We start from the raw sequence: 21504 nt of genomic DNA, 5'->3' as shown, positions 1-21504 counted from the left end.
CCAAGGGTATGACCCCAGAGCGCACGACCGCCTACCGGAAGCGCCCGGCGACGTCGAAGGTGGACGGTGTGCTGGTAGCCGCGTTGGTCCTGGGGATGCTGGTGGGTGGACGCCTGCCGGACCTGAGCGGCGTCACCCGGAAACTGCTGCGCACCGGGGTGGTGCTGCTCGGCCTGCAGCTGTCCGTCCCGCAACTCCTCGATCTGGGACCGGGCGTGCTGGTCGCGATCGTGGTCACGGTCTCGGTGACGTTCTTCGGCACGCTGTGGCTCGGCCGACGCCTCCGGCTGCCGCGCGGGCTCTGCGTCCTGGTGGCCGGCGGCTTCTCGATCTGCGGCGCGTCGGCGATCGCGGCCGTCGAGGGCGTGGTGGACCGCGAGGACGAGCACGTGGCCACGAGCATCGCCCTCGTCACGTTCTACGGCACGCTGGCCATGATCGCGTTGCCGCTGTTGGGCGCGTCACCGCAGTGGATCGGGCTGAGCGTGCACGAGGTCGCGCAGGTGGCCGCCGCCGCACCCGCGTCCGGCCTGGCGACGGCCATGGCGGTGAAGCTGGGCCGGGTGGCGTTGCTCGTGCCGATCGTGGCGGTCGTCGGCGCGCGCGGCAGCCGCCCCCCGCTGGGCTTCCTGCTCGGCTTCCTGGCGTTGATGCTGGTCAGCCCGTTCGTCCCGGCCGCCGTCCTCGGTCCGGCCAAGACGGTGACCGCGGTCGTGCTGGCCGTCGCGCTGTTCGGCCTCGGCACGTCCGTCCGCCTCGGGAAGCTCCTGAAGATCAGCCCCAGGGCGTTGCTCCTGGGGCTGATCTCCACGCTCCTGGTGTGCGGGACGGGCTACCTGTCGCTGCGGATGGTGTGACCTCGCAGCAGGTCGGCGTTGAGGCGGGCGATCGTGGTCAGCGGAATGCCCTTGGGGCACGCGGGCGTGCACTCGCCGGCGTTCGTGCAGCCGCCGAACCCCGACGCGTCGTGCTCGGCCACCATGTCCCGCGCCCGCGAGTACCGCTCCGGCTGGCCCTGCGGCAGCACGCCCAGGTGGGTCGCCTTCGCCGCGGTGAACAACATGCCGGACCCGTTGGGGCACGCCGCCACGCACGCGCCGCAGCCGATGCACGCCGCGGCCTCGAACGCCGTGTCCGCGTCCGGCTTGGGCACCGGTGTCGCGTGCGCGTCCGGCGCGGACCCGGCCGGCACGCTGATGTACCCGCCCGCCGCCACGATCCGGTCGAACGCCGACCGGTCCACCACCAGGTCGCGCACCACCGGGAACGGCTCGGCCCGCCACGGCTCGACGGTGATCACGTCGCCGTCCTTGAAGTGGCGCAGGTGCAGCTGGCACGCCGTGGTGGCCTTCTCCGGCCCGTGCGCCATCCCGTTGATCATCAGCCCGCACATGCCGCAGATGCCTTCGCGGCAGTCGTGGTCGAACGCCACCGGGTCGTCCCCGGCCGTGATCAGCCGCTCGTTGAGCACGTCCAGCATCTCGAGGAACGACATGTCCGGAGACAGGTCCTCCAGCTCGTAGTCCACCAGCCGCCCGGTGGCACTGCTCTGCCGCCAGATCCGCAGGGTCAGCTTCACGAGTAGCTCCGGGTGCTCGGGGTGACGTGTTCGAAGGCCAGCTCTTCCTTGTGCAGCACAGGCGGCTGGCCCACGCCCGTGTACTCCCACGCCGCCACGTAGGCGTAGTTCGCGTCGTCCCGCAGCGCCTCGCCGTCCGGGGTCTGGCTCTCGGTGCGGAAGTGGCCGCCGCACGACTCGGCGCGGTGCAGGGCGTCGATGCACATCAGTTCCGCCAGCTCGAAGAAGTCGGCGACCCGACCCGCCTTCTCCAGCTCCTGGTTCAGCCGCTCGCCCGTGCCGGGCACCTTCACCCGCTGCCAGAACTCCGCGCGCAGCTCCGGGATCCGCTCCAACGCCTTGCGCAGCCCTGCTTCGTCGCGCTCCATGCCGCACTCGTCCCACATCAGCCGGCCCAGCTCGCGGTGGAACGACTCCACCGTGCGGTCGCCGTTCACGGCCAGCAGCGTCGTCACCCGGCCGCGCACCTCGGACAGCGTGTCCGCGACGGCGGGGTGGCTGTCGTCGACGGCCTCGAACGGCGCGTCGGCCAGGTAGTCGCCGATCACGCCGGGCAGCACGAAGTAGCCGTCCGCCAAGCCCTGCATCAGCGCCGACGCGCCCAGCCGGTTCGCGCCGTGGTCGGAGAAGTTCGCCTCACCGATCACGTACAGGCCGGGGATGGTGGACCGCAGGTCGTAGTCGACCCACAACCCGCCCATCGTGTAGTGCACGGCGGGGTAGATGCGCATCGGCGTCTTGTACGGGTCGTCGCCGGTGATGCGCTGGTACATCTCGAAGAGGTTCCCGTAGCGCTGCTCCACCGCGAGAGCGCCGAGACGCTTGATGGCGTCGGAGAAGTCCAGGTAGACGCCGCGCTTCTCGTCGGAGATGTTCTTCGCCGCGCGGGACGCGATGTCGCGCGGGACGAGGTTGCCGAAGCTCGGGTACATCCGCTCCAGGAAGTAGTCCCGCTCGTCCTCGGGGATGTCGTTCGGCGCACGGGTGTCGTGCGCGTCGCGGGGCACCCACACGCGGCCGTCGTTGCGCAGGGATTCGCTCATCAACGTCAGCTTCGACTGGTGGTCGCCGCTGATCGGGATGCACGTCGGGTGGATCTGGGTGAAGCACGGGTTCGCGAACAGCGCGCCGCGCCGGTGTGCCCGCCAGATCGCGGTGGTGTTGCAGCCCTTGGCGTTGGTGGACAGGTGGAACACGTTGCCGTAGCCGCCGGTGGCGAGCACGACCGCGTCCGCGAAGTGCGAGGACACCGCTCCGGTGACGAGGTCGCGCACCACGATGCCGCGCGCCCGGCCGTCCACCACGATCAGGTCCAGCATCTCGGTGCGCGCGTGCATCTCGACCCGGCCGGCGGCGATCTGGCGTTCCAACGCCTGGTAGGCGCCCAGGAGGAGCTGCTGCCCGGTCTGGCCGCGGGCGTAGAACGTGCGGGAGACCTGCGCGCCGCCGAAAGACCTGGTGTCGAGCAGACCGCCGTACTCGCGGGCGAACGGCACGCCCTGCGCCACGCACTGGTCGATGATCTCGACGCTGATCTGCGCCAACCGGTGCACGTTCGACTCGCGTGAGCGGAAGTCCCCGCCCTTCACGGTGTCGTAGAACAGGCGGTGCACGCTGTCGCCGTCGTTGCGGTAGTTCTTGGCCGCGTTGATGCCGCCCTGCGCGGCGATGCTGTGCGCGCGGCGCGGGCTGTCCTGGTAGCAGAACGACTTGACCTGGTAGCCGAGTTCGCCCAGCGTCGCCGCCGCCGCACCGCCCGCGAGACCGGTGCCGACCACGATGACGCTGCGGTTGCGCCGGTTCGCGGGGTTGACCAGCCGGGCGGAGAACCGGCGGCGGTCCCAGCGCGACTCGATCGGGCCGTCCGGCGCGCGCTGGTCGGCGATCGGGGAACCTTCGGTGTGGGTGTCCGGCATATCAGCTCACCAATCCGGTGAAGACGGCGAAGGGAACGGAGAGGAACCCGGCGCAGATCACCACGGCGACGCCGAGGCCGATCACGCGCGAGGTGGTGATGCCCAGGGTCTGGGTGGCGCTCCACACGCCGTGGCGGATGTGGAATCCCAGGGCCACGACGGCGAGCGTGTAGGCCAGCACCACGTACCAGTGCTGGAAGTCGGCGACGACGTTCGCGTAGATCTCGCCGGACACGCCGTGCGGGTTCAGCCACCCGACGGTGAGGTCGAGCAGGTGGTAGACCACGAACAGGGCGATGATCACTCCGCCCCAGCGCATGGTGCGGGCCGCGTAGCTGCCTTGGACGCGTCTGCGGTGCTCGTACTTGCCGCGCGCCTTCCTGGCTTTGGCGGTCAGCTGGTAGGCGGCGAGGAAGTGCAGGGCGATGCAGCCGAGCAGTCCGATCCGCATCGGCCAGACCACGTTGATCTCGCGCAGGAACCGGCCGTAACCGTCGATCGCGTCCGCGCCGGAGAAGACCGCCAGGTTGCCGATCATGTGCGCGATGACGAAGAGCAGCAGCGCGGCACCGGTGACCGCCATGACGGCCTTCTTGCCGATGGTGGTGCGGTAGAGCCCGATCGTGTCCACGGGGGTGACGCTAGGAACGCGCGTGACGAGTCGTCCAATACATCGTTAGCTGCCAGAAGATAGCCTGAGGCTATGACGCTCCAGCAGCTCGTGTACTTCCTGGCAGTGGCCCGGACGCGGCACTTCACCCGGGCCGCCGCGGAAGCGCGTGTGGCGCAGCCCTCACTTTCCAAGCAGATCCACGCGTTGGAGAAGGAACTCGGGGCGGAGCTGTTCAGCCGGGCGCGCGGGAACGTGACGCTGACGCCGGCGGGCGAGGCGCTGTTGCCGGTGGCGAGCCGGATCCTGTCCGACGTGGACGTCGCGCGGCTCGAAGTGGCGGAGCTGGTGGGGCTGCGGCGCGGGCGGGTGCGGGTGGGTGCGACGCCGAGCTTGTGCGGCAGCCTGTTCGCGGACGTGATCAAGCGGTACCACGACGCGTACCCGGGCATCCAGGTGTCGGTGACCGAGGGCGGGTCGCGCGACCTCGTGCAGGCGCTGGAGGCGGGGCAGCTGGACCTGGCGCTGGTGATCGTGTCGCCGGCGGACGCGGAGCGGGCGTTGACCGTGGTGCCGGTGCTGCGGGAGGAGCTGGTGGTGGCGTCGTCGGAGCCGTTGGGCGTGCCACGGATGCGGTTGACGGATCTGCGCGACCAGCCGCTGGTGATGTTCCGGCCGGGGTACGACCTGCGGGAGACGACGTTGGCGGCTTGCCGGCGGGCCGGGTTCGAGCCGCGGTTTGCGGTGGAGGGCGGGGAGATGGACGCCGTGCTGCGGTTCGTGGAGGTGGGGTTGGGGGTGGCGATCGTGCCGAGCACGGTGCTGGCCACGCGGTCGTTGCACAGCACGCCGTTGGCGCCGAGCACTTCGCGGACGGTGGCCCTGGCGCACCGGACCGATGTCGCGCCGACGTCGGCGAGCCGGGCGTTCCAGACCGTGCTGCTGGGATTCCTGCGCGGGGCGGAAATGCCTTCGGGGGTACACCTGGTGAGGTCGTAGGGTGCTGCCCGTGCTGATCCGACGCGAGACCGCGGCCGATGTCGAGGCCGTCCACGCCGTGACCGAGGCCGCTTTCGCGGCGCGACCGGGCGGGGAGGTGTGGCTGGTGGGCGCGTTGCGTGCGGATGTCGGCTGGATCCCGGCGCTGTCGCTGGTGGCCGAGGTGGATGGCGCGGTGGTCGGGCACGTGGTGTGCACGCGTGCTTCCGTGGGCGGGTCGCCGGCTCTGGGGTTGGGTCCTCTGAGCGTGCTGCCGTCCCACCAGCGGGTCGGTGTCGGCAAGGCGTTGATGCACGCCGTTCTGGGGGCTGCGGACGCTTTGGGCGAGCCTCTGGTCGTCCTGCTGGGCGACCCGGCCTACTACTCCCGTTTCGGCTTCCGCCTCGCCTCCGACCTCGGCATCACCCCGCCGGTCGAGGACTGGGCCCCGTACTTCCAGGCCCGCACGCTCACCGCGTACACCCCGTCCCTCACCGGCCCTTTCGCCTACGCCGACCCCTTCACCCGCCTCTAACCCCGCGTGAGTCCTACGTTCCGGTCGCGTGAGTCCTACGTTCAGAACGCGTGAGTCCTACGTTCGGAACCCCCGAATTCAACGCTCAGAACGACCGCCGGCAGCGTCGCGACGTTCTGAGCGTTGAATTCGGGGGGCGGGAACGTAGGACTCACGAGGCGTGAACGTAGGACTCACCAGGTTTCGGGGGGTTCGGCGAAGGCCTTGGCCAGGTCGCGGGTGAGCGGCAGGGCCTGGCGGAGCCAGTGCTCGGACGCGCCGGCCATCCCGCACGTCGGCGTCGGGACGGCGTGCGTCGCGAGGATCGTGCGCGGGAAGCCGAGGCGGTCGGCGAGGGTCAGGGCCGGTTTGGCCAGGGACTTGAGGGTCGGCGGCGTCCGGGGGTCGGTGCTCGGGGTCAGGCCCGTGAACAACTGGGTCCGCGCTTCCCAGGCCTCGCCCACCTCGTCCCACATCGTCTCGTCCAGGATCGTCAGGTCGAACGAGATGCCGCTCGCGCCGGCCTCGCGGATCAGGGTGATCGGCGGCTTCGGCGCGCAGCAGTGCACGATCACGTCCGCGTCCAAGCCCTCGATCACGGTCTGGAGCACGGCACGCGCGTTCGGCCCGGGAACGGCGGCCACCGTGCCCAGCTTGGACGGCGTCGGCAGCAGGCCCTTCAGCACGGCGGGCAGCGCCGGCTCGTCCAGCTGCACGACGACCGTCGCGCCGGTGCGCTTGGCGACCTCGGCGACGTGCCGGTTCAGCCCTTCGACGAGCGACTCGGTGAACTCGCGCAGCGCGCCCTTGTCCGTCAGCACCCGGTGGCCGCGCATCAGCTCGACGCTCGCGGTGAGCGTCCACGGTCCGGCGGCCTGCACCTTGACGACCCGCGGTGGCGCGGGCTCGGCGGCCTCCTCGAACGCGTCCAGGTCGCGGCGCAGCAGGTCCACCGCGCGCCGGTGGTGCAGACCGGGGTGCGCGGTGGTCCGGTAGCCGCTCGGCACGACCTCGACCGGCAGGTCGACGAGGAGCGCGGCGGTGCGGCCGATCATGTCCGCGCCGACACCCCGGGCCGGCAGTTCGGGCAGGTGGGGGAGGTCTGGGAGTTCGCCGAGAACGATCCTGGCGGCCTCCAGCGGGTCGGTTCCGGGTAGCGAGCCGATGCCGGTTGCGGCGCCGGCGGACCAAGGGAGGGCATCCACCGGGACAGTCTCCCACCCTGGCGGTTCCGCCGTTCGGGACCGAAAAGGTCTAGACCCATTGACGGTATGGTCCAGTCCACCTAACGTGACGTTGTCGGTGCCGACAGTGGCCAGGGGCACCGCCCACGACGTGGTGTGGGGGCGTGCCGCGCCCCGCGCTCCCGCACCACTCCCCCGTCTAGCCGCCGAGCAGGATCAGCACGCCGATCCCGATCAGCACCACCGGCAGCACCACGTGCCCCCACCGGCTCAACGCCCGCGCGACGACGGGCCGGGTCGCGAAGAAGCGCCCCGCCGCGCACCACACGGCGACCAGCACCAGGAAGACGACCACGTACGCGGTGACACCGGTGGTGGCGAACACCGGCACGTACACCCCGACGTTGTCCCCGCCGTTGGCGAACGTCACCGCCGCCACCCCGAGCGCCCCGGACGCCACCGGTTCGTCGTCCTCCCCGCCGCGCCAGGCCTGCCACGCCGCCTTCACCCCGAGCGCCAACGGCAGCAGCCCCAGCCACGGCAGCACGGACGGAGGCAGCAGCGACGCACCCCCAGCGGCGGCCACCGCGACCACCAGGATGCCCACGAAACCCAGGTACTGCCCCAGCACGACCCGCCACGCCGGCACGCCCCGCGCGAAGAACAGGGCGAGCAGCAGGAGGTCGTCCACGTTGGTCACCGCGAACAAGCCGACGGCACGGAGGATGTCCTGCACCGGCGGAACCTTAAGGTGCACGGATGAACGGACCCGCGGACATGCTCGCCAACGACGCCGCGTCGGCCGCGCTCGGCATCCGGGCGCTCGACCTCGGCGAAGGCACCGCCCGGCTGACCATGACGATCACCGACCGGATGGTGAACGGCCACGGGATCGGGCACGGCGGCTACGTCTTCCTGCTCGCCGACACGGCCTTCGCCTGCGCGTGCAACCGCCACGGCTCGGTGACCGTGGCGGCGCAGGCGGAGATCGATTTCATCGCTCCCGTGCACGAGGGAGACGTGTTGGTGGCCGAAGCGGTGGAGCGGGTGTCCTTCGGGCGGAGCGGGATCTACGACATCACCGTGCGCCGGGGCGACCAGGTGGTGGCCGAATTCCGCGGCCGGAGCCGGACCCTCAGGCCGAACGGCGCAGACCCAGCACCTGAAGGGTGATGAACCCGAGCACGGCGACCGCTTGCGCGACGATCAGGAGAACGCCGAGCCCGGTCACCGGGAACCACCCGGCGAAAGCGGTCAGGAAACTGTCCAGCACCCACACCGAATTGCCGATCACCACCACCGCGACCAGCGCCCGGACGGGCCGCGTGCCGAGCAGGAAAACGCCCGCGCCGTAAAGGACGAGGAACGCGCCGAGCCCGATCACGAGGCCGCGCGGCAGGCCGAGCGGCACGTCGATCAGGAGGGCCAGCAGGCCGAGCCCGCCCGAGGCGACACCGTCGAGCTTGAGGGCGAAGCGGAGGAGACCGTCGTTGCGGACCTGGGTTGCCTGAGTTGTCGTCATGGCCCAAAAGCTATGGTCAGGACTACTGCCACCACCACGCCAAGTACTGCCAACGACTGCCGGTCCTCAGCTCACGGCTTGAACGGACAGGTCATCGGCCACCAGCTTCGCCCCCGCGTTCTGCCAGTTGTGCAGGGTCCGCTCCGGCACCTGGTTGACGAACCACGCCAGCGCCCGCCGTGCCTCCGGGTCGAGGTCTTCGCGCTTGGTGCGAATGCTGTACGGCCGGATTCCGACCACGTAGTAGAAGTACAGCGCGTTGTAGTGCCGCCATTCGTCGCTGGTGCCGAACTCTCCGTCCCGCGGTTTGAGCCGCAGAATGCTCTCCAGCAACAACGACTTCAGCTCCGCCGCGCGTTCCAGCGGTTGGTCGGACGCACCGCGCGCGGCCAGCCGGGCGTCGATCACCGGCAATTCGGTCAACGGGCTGGCGACCAGCTTCCCCAGGTCGCCGTAATTGCTCAGCGCACGCCGCGTCAGCTTCACGAATTCGGTCTGGTCCAACGGCGCGCGGCGGGGCAGCGCCTCGACCGCGTCACGCAGTTCGGCGCGCGAAGCGGCCACCTCGGGCACCGCCACCTTGTCCACCAGCAGCGCCAGCGGGTTCGCCAGCACCTGCACCGTGATCGCGGCGGCGACCGTCCCGTACAGCAGCGGCAGCAGCCGGTCGTCCAGGAACAACGCCACCTGACCGCCGAAGACCGCCGCCAGACCGGCCGACGTGAGCAGCGAGCGCACCATGTCCGCCCGGATCGCCTCGCCCTCGTCGAACGCGTCCGCCACGGCCACGACCACCCCGAACACCAGCAGGTCGACCCCCGCCGACGCGAGCACCAGCGCCTCGGGCAGCACGTCCAGCGCCACCACCGCGCAGCTCAGGCCGAACAGGATCGTCGCCGCGCCCAGCAACGCCCGCCGCAACCGCAGGCACAGCACCAGAGCGGCGGCCAACGGCACCAGCACCACGAACGGCGCGAAGTAGGCCGCCACCAGCAGCGGCAGTGCGCTCCACCGCCACCAGCGCTCGTAGCGCACCGGCAGCCAGCACACGACCACACCCGTCCACGCCACCGCGGACACCGCCAGCAGCATCGGCGGCACCGGCAGGACGATCACCAGGGCGTAGTTGAGCAACCCGATCGAGGCACGCTGGAGCAGCGGTTTCCGGGGGTCGCGCACGAGCAGGTACAGGCCGAGCCACCAGGCGAGGCCGAAGGTCGCCACCGACACCGCGATCACCCGCCGATACTACGGTTGCCCGGACTGGGACGATGTCGTTCATGCCGGTCGAGCTGACCCTCCGCAGAGCCGCCGAAGAGGTCGAACGCGGTGACCTCGCCAGCGTGCTGCGCGCGCGGCAACGCCTGGTCGGGCTGGTCACGAGCTTCCCCGACCGGCTGGACCTGCGCGACCGCCTGGCCGACGTGTACCGGGTGCTGGGCGACGCGGCGCAGGCCGGCCGCTGGAGCTACCTGTCCGAGGTGCGCGACGAGGCGGAGGTGGCCGCGTTCGAACGCGCCTACCGCACGCCCCTGGCCCGGTTGGAGTCGCTGAACTGGGTGAGCGGCGAGGCCGGCGCGGCCACCCGGACCGCGCGGGAACGGCTGGTGGCGCTGCAGTCCGCGTCCGGCGCGCAGCTCCGCGCGGAGCTGGCGGTGGCCGACGACCGCGACTCGTCGTGGGGCGCGAACGCGTTGGTGCTGCTCGGTCTGGTGATCGTGCTGCTGTGCTTCGTGGTGGGCGCGGTGACCCTCGTCATGTGGGTCTACAGGTGGTTCACCGGGTGAGCGCATGCTGGTGGGATGACCCCCGACGTCACCGCCGCCGCCGACCGCATCCGCCCGTACGCCCGTCGCACCCCGCTGTGGCGCACGGAGGTCGACGGCAGGCCGATCGTGCTCAAGCTCGAACACCTCCAGCTCACCGGCTCGTTCAAGCTCCGCGGAGCGCTGAACACCCTGCTCGCCGCTGGTTCACCTGATCGTGTGGTCACGGCGTCCGGCGGGAACCACGGTCTGGGCGTGGCGAAGGCGGCGCAACTGCTCGGGCTGCACGCCACCGTGTACGTGCCGGTCAGCGCGCCGGAGGGCAAGGTCCGCCGGATCGAGGCCGCGGGCGCGAAGCTGATCCGGCACGGCGACACGTACGCGCAGGCCGTCCTGGCGGCCCACGAGGCACCCGGCTTCTACGTCGAGGCGTACAACGACCCGATCGTCGTGGCCGGTCAGGGCACGGTCGCGGCCGAGGTGGTCGCGGACGCGCCGGACGTGGACGTGATCGCGGTCGCGGTCGGCGGCGGCGGGTTGGCGGCGGGCACGGCGCTGGCGTCCGGCCTGCCGACGATCGCGGTGGAGCCGGAGCACTGCTGCGCCCTGCACCACGCGCTCGCGGCGGGCGAGCCGGTCGACGCCGAGGTCGACTCGGTCGCCTCGTCCGCGTTGGGCGCCACCCGGGTGGGTGACCTCCCGTTCAAGATCCTCTCGTCCCACCCGGTGACGTCGGTGCTCGTGTCGGACGAGGAGATCCTGGCCGCGCGCGACCGGCTGTGGGAGGAGTTCCGGCTGGCCGTCGAGCCGGCGGCGGCCGTGCCGTTCGCCGCGTGGCTGGCCGGACGGGTGCCGGGCGACCTGCCGTGCGTCGTGCTGTGCGGCGCGAACACCGACTGGACGCCGTGACTCACCGCGCCAAGCGGTCGGGCAGGCGGAACACCGGGAACAGCGCGGGGTCGTGGAACAGGGTGATCCGCCTGATGCCCGCGGCCGTGACGGTGAGCACCATCAGCGCGTGCGCCCGGTGCTCGCCCGTCGCATCACTCATGTAGACGCCGAACGCCGGCTGCCCGTTGGCACCGGTGGGCACCACCCGCATCGCGCCGGGGGTGCGCAGCCGGGTGGACAGGAACCGCTCGACGTTCTCCCGGCCGGCGAACCAGGTGGGGATCGGCGGCATCTCCAGCACCGCGTCCTCGGTCAGCAGCCGCACCAGCCCCGGCATGTCGGCGTTCTCGAACGCGGTCGCGTACCGGTCCACCAGCGCGCGTTGCCGCGGGTCGGTGGGCTGCACGACCTGGTCCTCGACCGGATCGGCCCTGGTGAGGCGTGCGCGGGCCCGCTGGAGCGAGCTGTTCACCGACGCCGTGGTGGTGCCGAGCAGTTCGGCGACCTCGGCCGCCCGCCAGGCGAGCACGTCACGCAGCAGCAGCACGGCCCTCTGCCTCGGCGACAGGTGCTGCAACGCGGCGGCGAACGCCAGACGGGTGGTGTGCCTGGCTTCCACGGTCGCCGCCGGGTCCGCGGGTGTCGCGCCGAACAGCGCGTCGGGGATCGGCTCCAACCACGGGATCTCGGCCTGTCGGGGCGCCAGCGGCGACTCCGGGGCGTCGCTGGGGCCGCCCAGCCCGGACGGCATCGGACGTCGGGCCCGGCGTTCCAGCGCCTTGAGGCACGCCCGGGTCGCGATCCGGTGCAGCCACGTGCGCAGCGACGACCGCCCCTCGAAGTCCGGGTAGCCGCGCCAGGCCAGCAAGTAGATCTCCTGGACCAGGTCCTCGGCCTCGTGGGCCGAGCCGAGCATCCGGTAGCAGTGCGCCAGCAGCTCCCGCCGGAACGGATCGGCTGCCCTGGCGAAGTCCTCGTCCAGCGCCCAGTCCCGCGTCGTCGATGACATCCCCGCTCCTCTCACCCGCCCGCGCGGACGGTCGCACGTGCAGATCCGCCGGGCCGTGAAAACTCATCTCTTCGCAGGTCAGGGCCTCACCGACAGGAGCCGCCCGCCCGCTCGGAGGTGGTCCGAGCGGGCGGGCGGCGCGCTCACGCGGTGAGGAGCCGGTAGGAGCCGACCAGCGTGGCGGCCGACCGGTCCACCCCGTCGACCAGCCGTTCGCCGATCGCCTCCTGGAACTCCTTGAACGCCGGCAGCTCCACCAGCGGGCTCGTCTCCCCCTCGGTCACCGCGAGGTGCACGAACGTCACGCCGTCCGCCAGCCGGAACGTCGCGTAGCGCAGGCCGTCCGGCCGCCCCTCGTCCAACTCGGCGAACACCTGCCGCACCAGGCGCTCGTTCTCGTCCGCCACCTCGGCGCGCGTCTCATAGCGAATCACGACCATCGAGCCCATCAGCTTGCCTCCAGACCTCGGCGGGCCATCTGCCGCCTGCCGGTACAGAGCCCGCAAGTCGCCGGAACTCATCGCACCGACGGGACTTACGTCCCGAGTCGTACGTCGTGATGCCGCTCTGCGCCCGACGCGGTGACCCGACCCCGCCGACCACCCTGGTGGCATGACGCCGACTCGCTCCGCCTACCGGGTGGCCGCGCTGCTGTTCCTGTCCGGTCTGGTCCACCTCGTCGTGTTCGCGGTGGACGGTGGTCCGTGGGAAGGGCCGGTGTCGTGGCGCAAGGCGGTGACGTTCGGCCTGTCGTTCGGCCTCACGCTCGCCACGTACGCGTGGGTCGGCGCACGGCTGCGCCTGCGTCCGGGCTGGGTGCGGCTGTTCACCGCCGCCTCGGTGCTGGAGGTGTCGCTGACGACGCTCCAGGCGTGGCGGCGGGTGCCGTCGCACTTCAACGAGGCCACGACGTTCGACCAGGTCGTCACCCGCGGGCTCACCGCTGGTGGCGTGATGATCGTCGTGTCGGTGGTCGCGCTGACCGTCACCGCGTTCACCGCACGGCACCTCGCGCCGAGCATGCGACTGGCCGTGCGGGTCGGCACGGCCACCTTCGCGGTGGCGCTGGCGTTCGGCGGCCTGATGATCGCCGAGCGCGGCGGCTCGTGGAAGCTCGCGCACGGCGTGGCCATGCACGGCGTCCTGCTGCTGCCGGCCCTCGCCTGGGCCCTGGCCCTCACCACCGCGTGGAGCGAACGGCGACGCAGCCGGACCGTCGCACTCGCGTCGGCCGGCTACTGCGCCCTCATCGTCGCCGCGGCCGGCTACAACGCGCTCGTCTGACCTTCCCCCACGCCACCGCCCGCCGCGGGGCGGCACCGGACCCGGTCCCCGAAGGGCTCCACCACGCGATCGACCACGCGCTCCTCTGGGCCACGCGCCTGCGGCGGCACCTCGACCTCCCGCTGCGCCGCCGGGTCCAACAGCTCGACCCGCTCGACCAGGACCTCGACCTCGGCGATCAGCCCCGCCCACTCGGGCCGGTGCAGGCGCTCACGCACCACCCAGCGCAGCGTGCGCACCTCTGCGCGCAGCCGTTCGAACTGCTCCGGGTCGAGACGTTGCGCGGACGGGTGGTCGAGCTTGCTCGCGACCACCCTCACCCGGGTCCCTACATCCACCAGCGACCTCCGGCGTCGTGCGTTGTCATACGGCACACACGCAGTGTCTCAGGCGACACCGACAAAACAACGACGGCCACCGTCAGCGGGTGGTGCTGATCGTCGCGCTGGCCAGCACGAGGTCACCCGCGGACGGGTCCTCCCGGTACACCGCGACCGCCTGACCAGGCGCGACACCGCTCAACGGCTCGCGGAGGCGGACCAGCAGCTCGCCGTCGACGACTTCGGCAACTGCGGGCGCGAGGCCACCGTGCGCGCGCACCTGGGCCACGCACTCCACCGGGCCGTCGAACTCGACCCTCGTCACCGGTCGCCGTGCCACGATCTCGGACACCTGGAGCTTCTCGGCCGCGCCGACCCGCACCGTGCCGCTCACGGGCTCCAGCGACAGCACGTACCGCGGCCGGCCGTCCGGCGCGGGCGCGTCGATGCCCAGGCCCTTGCGCTGACCGACGGTGAACTCGTGCACGCCCACGTGCCGCCCGAGGACCGCGCCGGTCTCGTCGTCCACCAGGACGCCGGGCTGCTCGCCGAGCTTGCGGGTCAGGAAGCCCTGCGTGTCGCCGTCCGGGATGAAGCAGATGTCGTGGCTGTCGGGCTTCTCCGCGACCTGGAGCCCGCGCTCGGCGGCCTCGACCCGCACTCGGGCCTTGGTCGAATCGCCAAGGGGGAACATCGCGTGCGCCAGCTGCTCGCGGGTCAGCGAGGCCAGCACGTAGGACTGGTCCTTGCCGTCGTCGGCCGAGCGGCGCAGCTCGATCACACCGTCCACAGTGGACAGTCGGGCGTAGTGCCCGGTGCAGACGGCGTCGAAGCCGAGTGCGATCGCCTTGTCCAGCAGCGCCTCGAACTTGATCTTCTCGTTGCACCGCAGGCACGGGTTCGGGGTGCGACCGGCCGCGTACTCGGCGACGAACTCGTCCACGACCTCCTCGGTGAACCGCTCCGCGAAGTCCCAGACGTAGAACGGGATGCCGAGCACGTCCGCCGCGCGCCGGGCGTCCCGGGCGTCCTCGATGGTGCAGCAGCCACGCGCGCCGGTGCGCAGCGTGCCGGGCTTGGCCGACAACGCGAGGTGCACGCCGGTCACGTCGTGCCCGGCCTCGACCGCCCGCGCCGCGGCCACGGCGGAATCCACCCCGCCGCTCATCGCCGCCAGCACCCGCATACCCGTCACACCCCCGCTGTCGTCCGACCGCCGACCCGGCTCGCGGCGGCAGTCGTCTGGTCGCCGGTCCGACCGGCTGTCGTCTGGTTGTCGGCGTTGCCCGCCGTCGTCCGGCTGTCGGCTTCGCCGGTAGTCGTCCGGTTGTCGGCTTTGCCGAGGGAAAGCCTCTTCAGCCCCGCGATGCCCGCCGTGCGAGCGCGCTCCACCACCGGCCCGATCACCTCGGCCAGCTTCCGCACCTCGGCCGCCGTGGACGTGTGGCCGAGCGTGAACCGCAGCGACCCGCGCGCCGACACCGGGTCGACGCCCATCGCCAGCAGCACGTGGCTGGGCTGCGCCACCCCCGCCGTGCACGCCGAACCGGTCGAGCACTCGACGCCCTTGGCGTCCAACAGCATCAGCAGGCTGTCGCCCTCGCAGCCGGGGAACGTCAGGTGCGCGTTGCCCGGCAGCCGGTCCACCGGGTCGCCGTTCACCACGACGTCCGGCACGACCCGCCGCACGGACTCCACCAGGTCGTCCCGCAGCGCGGCCACCGAAGCCGCCGCCGACAGCTGGTGCTCCACCGCGTGCCGCACCGCCGCCGCCAGGCCGACGATCGACGGCACGTCCAGCGTGCCGGACCGCACGTCCCGCTCCTGCCCGCCGCCGTGCTGCAACGGCGTCGTCGCCACGTCGCGCCCGAGCAGCAGCACGCCGACCCCGTACGGTCCGCCGACCTTGTGCCCGGTGAGCGTCAACGCCGACGCGCCCGACTCGGTGAAGTGGACCGGCAGCGCGCCGATCGCCTGCACCGCGTCGGTGTGGAACGGCACCGCGTGCGCGGCGGCCAACGCGGCCAGCTCGCGCACCGGGTTGACCGTGCCGACCTCGTTGTTCGCCCACATCGCGGTGACCACGGCGACGTCGTCGTCCAGCGCGTCGGCCAGCGCCTCGGGCCTGATCCGGCCGAAGCCGTCCGGCTCCAGCCACGTGACCTCGGCGCCCTCGTGCTCGGCCAGCCACTGCACGGCGTCCAGCACGGCGTGGTGCTCCACGGACGACGCGACCACCCGACGCCGCCGGGATGTGCGCCGCGACCAGTAGATGCCCTTGACCGCGAGGTTGTCGCTCTCCGTGCCGCCGCTGGTGAAGATCACCTCGGAGGGTCGCGCGCCGAGGGCGTCCGCGATGTCCTCCCGGGCCTCCTCGACCGCCCGCCGAGCCCGACGCCCCGAGGTGTGCAACGAGGAGGCGTTGCCCGTGGTGGACAACGCCCGGGTCATCGCCTCGATCGCCTCGGGGAGCATGGGGGTCGTGGCGGCGTGGTCGAAGTAGGCCATCAGTTTTCCAGGGTAGCCCGGCCCAGCCTTCCCGCGAGCACCGCACCGAGCACGGAGACGCCCACCATCAACAGGTCGAACGGCATCACGGCGGCCGTGGGCGCGGCGGCCGAGGCGATGGTGGTGATCAGCACACCGCCGAGTCCGACCAGCAGAGCGGCGCCCAGCATGTCGCTGATCTGGAGGGCCGCGGAGTTGAACCCCCGGTCGACCTCGGACGACGCGCCCAGCGTGAGCACGCTCAGGCTGGACATGGCCATCCCCATCCCGGTGCCGGCGACCGCCCAGAGGACCGGCGTGGCCCAGGCCGGCCCCCACGAAGGTGCGATGAGCGTCACGCCGGAGATGCCGACGGCGTTGAGCACGAACCCCCACCGCACCAGCTTCTCGCGCGGGATGTCCGGTCGGCGGGACTGCCACCAGGCGGCGCTGGACCAGCCGAGCGCGCTCAGCGTCAACGGGATGCCGGCGGCGATGGCCGAGTAGCCGTGCACGGCGGTCAGGGTCAGCGGGATGAACGCCTCGGCGGCGAAGAACGAGCCGGCCAGCAGCCCCCGGGCCAGGATCGTCACCGGCAGGCCCCGGCGCGCGGTGAGCGTGCCCGCGGGCAGCAGCACGCGCAGCGCGGGCACCAGCGCGACCAGCCCGGCCGCCCCGATGACGAGGTTGACGCCGCGCGGGTGCTGGGCCGCCCAGCTCAGGGCCGCCACGCCGAACCCGGCGCCGAGCGCGGCCAGCGGCAGCCCCCGCCGGGTGTTCCGGTCGGGGGTGTGCGGCGGCAGGTTCCGCAGCACGGGGACCAGCAGCAGCACGCCGACCAGCACGAACGGGGCGAGCCCCAGGAACACCCAGCGCCAGCTCACCACCTCGGTCAGCCACCCGGACACCGCGGGACCGACCAGCGACGGCACCACCCAGGCGGACGCGAGCAGGCCGAACACCGTCGGCCGGTCCCGCTCCGGGTAGACGAGCCCGATCAGCACGTAGACCGCCACCACCTGCGCCCCGCCGCCGATGCCCTGGAGCACCCGGCCGAGGAGCAGCTGCGTCATGTCCTGCGCGAGCCCGGCGACGACCAGGCCGACCAGGAACAGCGCGGGCCCGATGAGCAGCGACGGTCTCGGCCCGCGCAGGTCGCTCAGCCGCCCGGACAGCACGGTGGCCACCACGCTGGCGGCCAGGAAGGCCAGGAACGGCCACGCGTACATCTCGTTGCCGTCGAGGTCCGCGACCATCCGCGGCATGGCCGTGCTGACACCCATGTTCTCGAACGCGAGCAGCGTGACGAGCAGGATGATCCCGATGGTCGGGCCCCGCCGTTCGGGCGTCCAGAGGTTGCTCTTACCGGTCGTGCCCGCTGTCGTCGTCACGGGTCAATGGTTCAACCTCTACCGGGGTGGAGGTCAAGGCAATATGACGCAGTCCGGAGCACGCCCCACCAGCGCGGACCGTGTGGTGCGAACGACCGACGTGGCGGCGGCCGGCACGGTGTTGACTGCGGGTGATCCATTCGTGCCCGAAGGAGATACCCGTGCGCCGACGCGCCCTCACCGTCTTCGCCTCAGCACTCCTCGCCGTCGGCGGCCTCGCCGTCACGGCGGGTCCGGCTTCCGCCGCGAGCTACGGCTACATCAACTGGACCAACAACTGCAGCGGGCCGAAGCTCTACTCGATCATCTACGCCAGCGGGACCAAGTCGGGCACCGTCGTCGTGCAGCAGTCCAACGTCGCGGCCGGTGCCAAGCGCAGCCAGCGCGTCCAGTCCGGCTACAAGTACTCCGTGACCGCGAACGGCGGCTGGGACACCGTGACCATCTACAACATCGACGGCCGGGTTCACTCCGTGGCCGTCAAGGCCTGCTGAACGTCCGTCAGGACGACCCGGGTGGCGTGCGGGCGCGGCGAGGGCACCTCGACCGACCCGTACGCCACCCGTTCCGACTCCTGCTGGACGAGCGCCGCCAGCTCACGGCGCGTCGACGCGCGCCCCGGCGCGACCTCGTCCAGCACGTGCACCTCCACCACGAGCCCGCGCGCGCTCAGCACCCGGCGCATCGAGTCGACCAGCGTGTCGGACCCGATGAACGCCGGTCGCGTCGACGGGGTCGAGTCCTGGAGGTACCGCAGCACCACGGGCCGCACGGGCACGCCGGCGTCCAGAGCCGCCTGGAACAGCGCGGGCCGGTAGCGGCCTGAGGCCGTGCCGCACCACGTCGTCCCCTCGGCGTGGATGCCGACCGCCGCGCCGTCGCGCAGCGCCGCGGCCAGCTCGGCCACCGTCCCCGGCAGCAGCGACAGCCGTTCCCGGTCCAGGTACACCGTGCGCGCGGCGGTGATCAGCCGGCCGAGGACGGGCCAGTCCCGGATGTCCCGCTTGGCCACCAGCCGGATCGGCTGCACCGCGTCGATCGCCAGCTCGTCCAGCCAGGACACGTGGTTCGACACGACCAGCACGCCGCGTCCCGGGTTGTCCTGGAACACCGGCCCGACCACCCGCAGCCGCACGCCGAACGCGCCCAGCAGCGCCCGGAACCACCGCCGCAGCAACACCGTCCGGGCTTGCCCGCGAACGCACAGCACGGCCAGGACCACGAGCGCGCCGCACAGCATCACGGTCGCCGCCGCCACCGCCCGCCACACCGCGCGGACCGGCCCGACCGACGCCGTCGAGTGGTCCACGCACCCGTCACCGCACGGCGACAAGGGCATCCACGGGTGCTTCGCGCTCACGACGTCTCCCCGAGGAAGAACTTCAGGTAGCGCTGGTCCACCCGGTCCATGCCCAGCAGCACCGGCAGGTCCGCCACGCCGAAGTCGGCGTCCAGCGCGGGCCGCCCGCACACCCACGCGCCCAGCCGCAGGTACCCCTTGAGCAGCGGGGGCAGCACCGTCTTGTCCGGACGCGCGACCGAGTCGACGTCCCAGGGCTGCAACGGCGTCACGCGGTACTCGTCGGGCGCGTGGTGCTTGGCCGCCACGACGTCCCACACGCCCGCCGCGAACGACCCGCCGTCGTGCAGGGGCACCGACGCGCAGCCGATCAGCCACGAGTGCCCGGACAGGAGCATGTAGCGGGCGATGCCGGCCCACACCAGCGACACCACGGCGCCGTTGCGGTGGTCCGGGTGCACGCACGACCGCCCGGTCTCCACCAGGGACGGCCGCAGGGGGTCCAGCGCGGACAGGTCGAACTCGCCGTCCGAGTACAGCCGCCCGGCCTCCGCGGCGCGCTCCGGCGGCAGCATCCGGTACGTGCCGACGATGTCGCCGGTCCGGTCGTCGCGCACCACCAGGTGGTCGCAGAACCGGTCGAAGTAGTCGACGTCGTGCCCCGGCACGGAGGTCTGCAGCACGGCGCCCATCTCGGTGGCGAACACCTGGTGCCGCAGCCGCTGCGCGGCGACGACCTCGTCGCTGTCGCGCGCGACCAACAGGGAGTAGCGCGGTGCGTCGGAAGCGGCGTCACCGGTGCTGACAAGCAGTTGCGGCTGCGTCATGGGTCTGGTCTACCTACCGGTTGGCGACCGGGAGCAGGTTGTTCCGATGACGCCTCAGTGGCAGGTCGGTTAAGCGCCGGTGAGCCCGTGGACGGCACGGGGGCCGCACCACCGGAGTGGCGCGGCCCCCATGAGGTCCGATCGGACGTTCCAGCAGGTCAGCCCTTGCGCTTGCCGACCTCGTCGGTGAGCTGGGGCGCGACCGCGAACAGGTCGCCGACGACACCGAAGTCGGCGATCTCGAAGATCGGCGCCTCCGGGTCCTTGTTGACGGCGACGATGGTCTTGGACGTCTGCATGCCCGCCCGGTGCTGGATCGCGCCGGAGATGCCCAGCGCGATGTACAGCTGCGGCGAGACCGTCTTGCCGGTCTGGCCGACCTGGAACTGGTGCGGGTAGTAGCCGGAGTCCACCGCGGCGCGGGACGCGCCCACGGCCGCGCCGAGGCTGTCGGCCAGCTTCTCCACGACCTCGAAGCTCTCCGCGCTGCCCACGCCACGACCGCCGGACACGACGACCGACGCCTCGGTCAGCTCCGGGCGGTCGCCGCCGACGACCGGCTCGCGACCGGTCACCCTGGTGACCAGCGCCGGGTTGGCGGCGGGCGCCTCGACGGCCTGCTCGACCGCGTCGGCCGGCGCTTCGGTGGCCTCCACGCCGCCGGGCCGCAGTGCGATGACCGGTACGCCGTTGGTGACCTTGGACTTCACCACGTACGCGCCACCGAAGACCGACTGCGTGGCAACGCCCTCGCCGTCGAGGTCGACGGCGTCGTAGAGCAGACCGGAGCCGAGGCGCACCGCCAGCCGGCCGGCGACCTCCTTGCCCTCCAGCGTCGCCGCGACGAGCACGGCCGCGGGCGACGCGGTGCCGGCGACCGCGGCGAGCGCGTCCACCTTCGGCGTGACCAGGTGGTTGGCCGCGTCCTCGGACTCCACCGCGTACACCTTCACCGCGCCGTAACGGCCCAGCGACTCCCTCACCTTGCCCGCGGTGCCGGGCGATCCGACCACCACCGCGGCCGGCTCGCCGAGACGGCGCGCGGCGGATAGAAGCTCATAGGTGACCTTCTTGACCTCGCCGTCGACGTGGTCGACGAGGACCAGGACTTCAGACATTCGTTTCCCCGCCTTCAGATGAGCTTCTGGTCGACCAGGTACGCGGCGATCTTCGAGCCGCCGTCACCCGAGTCCTCGACGCGCTGACCGGCGCTGCGCGGCGGCTTCGGGGCCGCTTCGAGCACCTGCGACCAGGCCGCGCCGAGACCGACTTCGCCGGCGTCCAAGCCCAGGTCGGCGACGGTGAGCGTGGTGACCTTCTTCTTCTTCGCCGCCATGATGCCCTTGAACGACGGGTACCGGGGCTCGTTGATCTTCTCGGTCACGCTGACCACGACGGGCAGGCTCGCTTCGAGGTGCGACACGCCCTCGTCGGTCTCCCGCTCGGCCTTGACGGTGGAGCCCTCGACGGTCACCTTGCGGACCTGGGTCACCTGCGGCACGCCCAGCAGCTCGGCGAGGATCGCCGGGATCGCGCCCGCGCGACCGTCGGTGGCCTCGTTGCCCGCGATGACGAGGTCGAAGCCGTCGAGCGTGCCGATGGCCTTGGCGAGCACCTTGGCGGTGCTGAGCACGTCGGAGCCGTGGAGGGCTTCGTCGGAGACGTGGACCGCCTTGTCCGCACCCATGGAGAGCGCCTTGCGGATCGCGTCGGTCGCGCGGTCGGGACCCATCGCGACGACGGTCACCTCGCCGCCGTGCGCCTCCTGGAGCAGCAGCGCCTCTTCCACGGCGCGCTCGTTGATCTCGTCGAGCACGGCGTCCGCGGACTCGCGGTCGAGGGTGTGGTCGGCGTCGGCGAGCTTGCGCTCGGACCAGGTGTCGGGCACCTGCTTGACCAGGACGACAATGTTCATGGGTCCTCTTC

25 protein-coding genes are annotated in these 21504 nt (G+C 71.9%); 8 read left to right on the top strand and 17 right to left on the bottom strand.

Annotated elements, in window-relative coordinates; genetic code table 11:
- Positions 1-8 precede the first annotated feature (8 nt).
- The gene (locus OQ02_RS07390; protein ID WP_033437538.1) at positions 9-857 is read left to right on the top strand and encodes a YeiH family protein; all 849 of its coding nucleotides are present in this window, start codon (positions 9-11) and stop codon (positions 855-857) included.
- Here OQ02_RS07390 and OQ02_RS07385 read toward each other — a convergent pair.
- From OQ02_RS07385 to OQ02_RS07375, 3 genes are read right to left on the bottom strand one after another with little or no spacing between them, the layout of a single operon-like run.
- Positions 833-1579: a succinate dehydrogenase/fumarate reductase iron-sulfur subunit gene (locus OQ02_RS07385; protein WP_033437537.1), complete on the bottom strand. Its 747-nt coding sequence runs from the start codon at positions 1577-1579 to the stop codon at positions 833-835. The genes OQ02_RS07390 and OQ02_RS07385 overlap by 25 nt on opposite strands.
- Positions 1576-3495 (bottom strand): fumarate reductase/succinate dehydrogenase flavoprotein subunit, encoded by a 1920-nt coding sequence (locus tag OQ02_RS07380; protein ID WP_033437536.1) that lies wholly within the window; start codon positions 3493-3495, stop codon positions 1576-1578. The genes OQ02_RS07385 and OQ02_RS07380 overlap by 4 nt, the downstream gene beginning before the upstream one ends.
- Position 3496: 1 nt before the next feature.
- Positions 3497-4126, bottom strand: a complete 630-nt coding sequence (locus OQ02_RS07375) for a succinate dehydrogenase cytochrome b subunit (RefSeq protein WP_033437535.1) — start codon at positions 4124-4126, stop codon at positions 3497-3499.
- A gap of 72 nt (positions 4127-4198) precedes the next feature.
- Here OQ02_RS07375 and OQ02_RS07370 point away from each other — a divergent pair, with 72 nt between their 5' ends.
- Both OQ02_RS07370 and OQ02_RS07365 read left to right on the top strand, forming a co-directional pair.
- On the top strand, positions 4199-5104 hold the full coding sequence (locus tag OQ02_RS07370) for a LysR family transcriptional regulator (protein ID WP_033437534.1): 906 nt from the start codon (positions 4199-4201) through the stop codon (positions 5102-5104).
- Positions 5105-5114: 10 nt separating this feature from the next.
- Positions 5115-5618 carry a GNAT family N-acetyltransferase gene (locus OQ02_RS07365; protein ID WP_033437936.1) on the top strand — a complete coding sequence of 168 codons (504 nt, stop codon included), beginning with the start codon at positions 5115-5117 and terminating at the stop codon, positions 5616-5618.
- A 173-nt stretch (positions 5619-5791) separates the two neighbouring features.
- On the opposite strand, the gene OQ02_RS07360 is transcribed toward OQ02_RS07365, so the two are convergent.
- On the bottom strand, positions 5792-6802 hold the full coding sequence (locus OQ02_RS07360; protein WP_033437533.1) for a methionine synthase: 1011 nt from the start codon (positions 6800-6802) through the stop codon (positions 5792-5794).
- Between the two features lie 178 nt (positions 6803-6980).
- Positions 6981-7517, bottom strand: a complete 537-nt coding sequence (locus tag OQ02_RS07355; protein ID WP_033437532.1) for a cadmium resistance transporter — start codon at positions 7515-7517, stop codon at positions 6981-6983.
- A 23-nt stretch (positions 7518-7540) separates the two neighbouring features.
- Between OQ02_RS07355 and paaI the strand changes: the two genes are divergently transcribed.
- Complete coding sequence (gene paaI, locus OQ02_RS07350; protein ID WP_033437531.1) at positions 7541-7954, top strand: hydroxyphenylacetyl-CoA thioesterase PaaI; 414 nt, start codon at positions 7541-7543, stop codon at positions 7952-7954.
- Here paaI and OQ02_RS07345 read toward each other — a convergent pair.
- Positions 7917-8303, bottom strand: a complete 387-nt coding sequence (locus OQ02_RS07345; protein WP_051772019.1) for a hypothetical protein — start codon at positions 8301-8303, stop codon at positions 7917-7919. The two genes, paaI and OQ02_RS07345, sit on opposite strands and share 38 nt — an antisense overlap.
- 66 nt (positions 8304-8369) lie before the next feature.
- Positions 8370-9542, bottom strand: coding sequence for a hypothetical protein (locus OQ02_RS07340; RefSeq protein ID WP_033437530.1), 1173 nt, complete (start codon positions 9540-9542; stop codon positions 8370-8372).
- A gap of 41 nt (positions 9543-9583) precedes the next feature.
- Between OQ02_RS07340 and OQ02_RS07335 the strand changes: the two genes are divergently transcribed.
- On the top strand, positions 9584-10090 hold the full coding sequence (locus OQ02_RS07335) for a DUF6584 family protein (protein ID WP_033437934.1): 507 nt from the start codon (positions 9584-9586) through the stop codon (positions 10088-10090).
- A gap of 15 nt (positions 10091-10105) precedes the next feature.
- Positions 10106-10978, top strand: a complete 873-nt coding sequence (locus OQ02_RS07330) for a serine/threonine dehydratase (protein WP_033437529.1) — start codon at positions 10106-10108, stop codon at positions 10976-10978.
- Between the two features lies 1 nt (position 10979).
- Here OQ02_RS07330 and OQ02_RS07325 read toward each other — a convergent pair whose 3' ends face one another.
- On the bottom strand, positions 10980-11969 hold the full coding sequence (locus OQ02_RS07325; RefSeq protein ID WP_033437528.1) for a sigma-70 family RNA polymerase sigma factor: 990 nt from the start codon (positions 11967-11969) through the stop codon (positions 10980-10982).
- A 143-nt stretch (positions 11970-12112) separates the two neighbouring features.
- Positions 12113-12490 carry a hypothetical protein gene (locus OQ02_RS07320; protein WP_231499904.1) on the bottom strand — a complete coding sequence of 126 codons (378 nt, stop codon included), beginning with the start codon at positions 12488-12490 and terminating at the stop codon, positions 12113-12115.
- A gap of 91 nt (positions 12491-12581) precedes the next feature.
- On the opposite strand from OQ02_RS07320, the gene OQ02_RS07315 reads away from it, so the two are divergent.
- A complete protein-coding gene (locus OQ02_RS07315) occupies positions 12582-13253 on the top strand; it encodes a hypothetical protein (protein WP_033437527.1) in 672 nt (223 codons plus the stop codon).
- Here OQ02_RS07315 and OQ02_RS07310 read toward each other — a convergent pair.
- The 4 genes from OQ02_RS07310 to OQ02_RS07295 all read right to left on the bottom strand — a co-directional run bounded on the left by OQ02_RS07310 (position 13235) and on the right by OQ02_RS07295 (position 17451).
- On the bottom strand, positions 13235-13573 hold the full coding sequence (locus OQ02_RS07310) for a hypothetical protein (protein ID WP_033437526.1): 339 nt from the start codon (positions 13571-13573) through the stop codon (positions 13235-13237). The two genes, OQ02_RS07315 and OQ02_RS07310, sit on opposite strands and share 19 nt — an antisense overlap.
- A gap of 100 nt (positions 13574-13673) precedes the next feature.
- Positions 13674-14759: a tRNA 2-thiouridine(34) synthase MnmA gene (mnmA, locus tag OQ02_RS07305; protein ID WP_033437525.1), complete on the bottom strand. Its 1086-nt coding sequence runs from the start codon at positions 14757-14759 to the stop codon at positions 13674-13676.
- Between the two features lie 5 nt (positions 14760-14764).
- Positions 14765-16081, bottom strand: coding sequence for a cysteine desulfurase family protein (locus OQ02_RS07300; protein WP_081915452.1), 1317 nt, complete (start codon positions 16079-16081; stop codon positions 14765-14767).
- Positions 16081-17451, bottom strand: coding sequence for an MFS transporter (locus OQ02_RS07295; protein ID WP_033437524.1), 1371 nt, complete (start codon positions 17449-17451; stop codon positions 16081-16083). The genes OQ02_RS07300 and OQ02_RS07295 overlap by 1 nt, the downstream gene beginning before the upstream one ends.
- A gap of 161 nt (positions 17452-17612) precedes the next feature.
- Between OQ02_RS07295 and OQ02_RS07290 the strand changes: the two genes are divergently transcribed.
- Positions 17613-17945, top strand: a complete 333-nt coding sequence (locus tag OQ02_RS07290) for a hypothetical protein (RefSeq protein WP_033437523.1) — start codon at positions 17613-17615, stop codon at positions 17943-17945.
- Here the strand turns inward: OQ02_RS07290 and OQ02_RS07285 are convergent.
- The 4 genes from OQ02_RS07285 to OQ02_RS07270 all read right to left on the bottom strand — a co-directional run bounded on the left by OQ02_RS07285 (position 17918) and on the right by OQ02_RS07270 (position 21493).
- On the bottom strand, positions 17918-18811 hold the full coding sequence (locus OQ02_RS07285) for a lysophospholipid acyltransferase family protein (protein ID WP_081915451.1): 894 nt from the start codon (positions 18809-18811) through the stop codon (positions 17918-17920). The two genes, OQ02_RS07290 and OQ02_RS07285, sit on opposite strands and share 28 nt — an antisense overlap.
- Positions 18808-19578, bottom strand: coding sequence for a GNAT family N-acetyltransferase (locus OQ02_RS07280; RefSeq protein WP_033437522.1), 771 nt, complete (start codon positions 19576-19578; stop codon positions 18808-18810). The genes OQ02_RS07285 and OQ02_RS07280 overlap by 4 nt, the downstream gene beginning before the upstream one ends.
- 158 nt (positions 19579-19736) lie before the next feature.
- Positions 19737-20696, bottom strand: a complete 960-nt coding sequence (locus OQ02_RS07275) for an electron transfer flavoprotein subunit alpha/FixB family protein (RefSeq protein WP_033437521.1) — start codon at positions 20694-20696, stop codon at positions 19737-19739.
- A gap of 14 nt (positions 20697-20710) precedes the next feature.
- Positions 20711-21493 carry an electron transfer flavoprotein subunit beta/FixA family protein gene (locus OQ02_RS07270; RefSeq protein ID WP_033437520.1) on the bottom strand — a complete coding sequence of 261 codons (783 nt, stop codon included), beginning with the start codon at positions 21491-21493 and terminating at the stop codon, positions 20711-20713.
- Positions 21494-21504: the final 11 nt, after the last annotated feature.

Origin of the sequence: Saccharothrix sp. NRRL B-16314 (assembly GCF_000716595.1) — a bacterium.
GTDB lineage: Bacteria > Actinomycetota > Actinomycetes > Mycobacteriales > Pseudonocardiaceae > Actinosynnema.
This window is presented reverse-complemented; position numbering and strand designations above follow the sequence as displayed.

What these genes read in the sequence shown, in the direction of transcription:
- OQ02_RS07390 (WP_033437538.1), top strand. Translation starts at nt 9, where the DNA reads ATGACCCCAGAGCGCACGACCGCCTACCGGAAGCGCCCGGCGACGTCG.
- OQ02_RS07380 (WP_033437536.1), bottom strand. Translation starts at nt 3,495, where the DNA reads ATGCCGGACACCCACACCGAAGGTTCCCCGATCGCCGACCAGCGCGCG.
- OQ02_RS07370 (WP_033437534.1), top strand. Translation starts at nt 4,199, where the DNA reads ATGACGCTCCAGCAGCTCGTGTACTTCCTGGCAGTGGCCCGGACGCGG.
- paaI (WP_033437531.1), top strand. Translation starts at nt 7,541, where the DNA reads ATGAACGGACCCGCGGACATGCTCGCCAACGACGCCGCGTCGGCCGCG.
- OQ02_RS07345 (WP_051772019.1), bottom strand. Translation starts at nt 8,303, where the DNA reads ATGACGACAACTCAGGCAACCCAGGTCCGCAACGACGGTCTCCTCCGC.
- OQ02_RS07335 (WP_033437934.1), top strand. Translation starts at nt 9,584, where the DNA reads ATGCCGGTCGAGCTGACCCTCCGCAGAGCCGCCGAAGAGGTCGAACGC.
- OQ02_RS07330 (WP_033437529.1), top strand. Translation starts at nt 10,106, where the DNA reads ATGACCCCCGACGTCACCGCCGCCGCCGACCGCATCCGCCCGTACGCC.
- OQ02_RS07325 (WP_033437528.1), bottom strand. Translation starts at nt 11,969, where the DNA reads ATGTCATCGACGACGCGGGACTGGGCGCTGGACGAGGACTTCGCCAGG.
- OQ02_RS07320 (WP_231499904.1), bottom strand. Translation starts at nt 12,490, where the DNA reads ATGAGTTCCGGCGACTTGCGGGCTCTGTACCGGCAGGCGGCAGATGGC.
- OQ02_RS07315 (WP_033437527.1), top strand. Translation starts at nt 12,582, where the DNA reads ATGACGCCGACTCGCTCCGCCTACCGGGTGGCCGCGCTGCTGTTCCTG.
- mnmA (WP_033437525.1), bottom strand. Translation starts at nt 14,759, where the DNA reads ATGCGGGTGCTGGCGGCGATGAGCGGCGGGGTGGATTCCGCCGTGGCC.
- OQ02_RS07300 (WP_081915452.1), bottom strand. Translation starts at nt 16,081, where the DNA reads ATGGCCTACTTCGACCACGCCGCCACGACCCCCATGCTCCCCGAGGCG.
- OQ02_RS07280 (WP_033437522.1), bottom strand. Translation starts at nt 19,578, where the DNA reads ATGACGCAGCCGCAACTGCTTGTCAGCACCGGTGACGCCGCTTCCGAC.
- OQ02_RS07275 (WP_033437521.1), bottom strand. Translation starts at nt 20,696, where the DNA reads ATGTCTGAAGTCCTGGTCCTCGTCGACCACGTCGACGGCGAGGTCAAG.
- OQ02_RS07270 (WP_033437520.1), bottom strand. Translation starts at nt 21,493, where the DNA reads ATGAACATTGTCGTCCTGGTCAAGCAGGTGCCCGACACCTGGTCCGAG.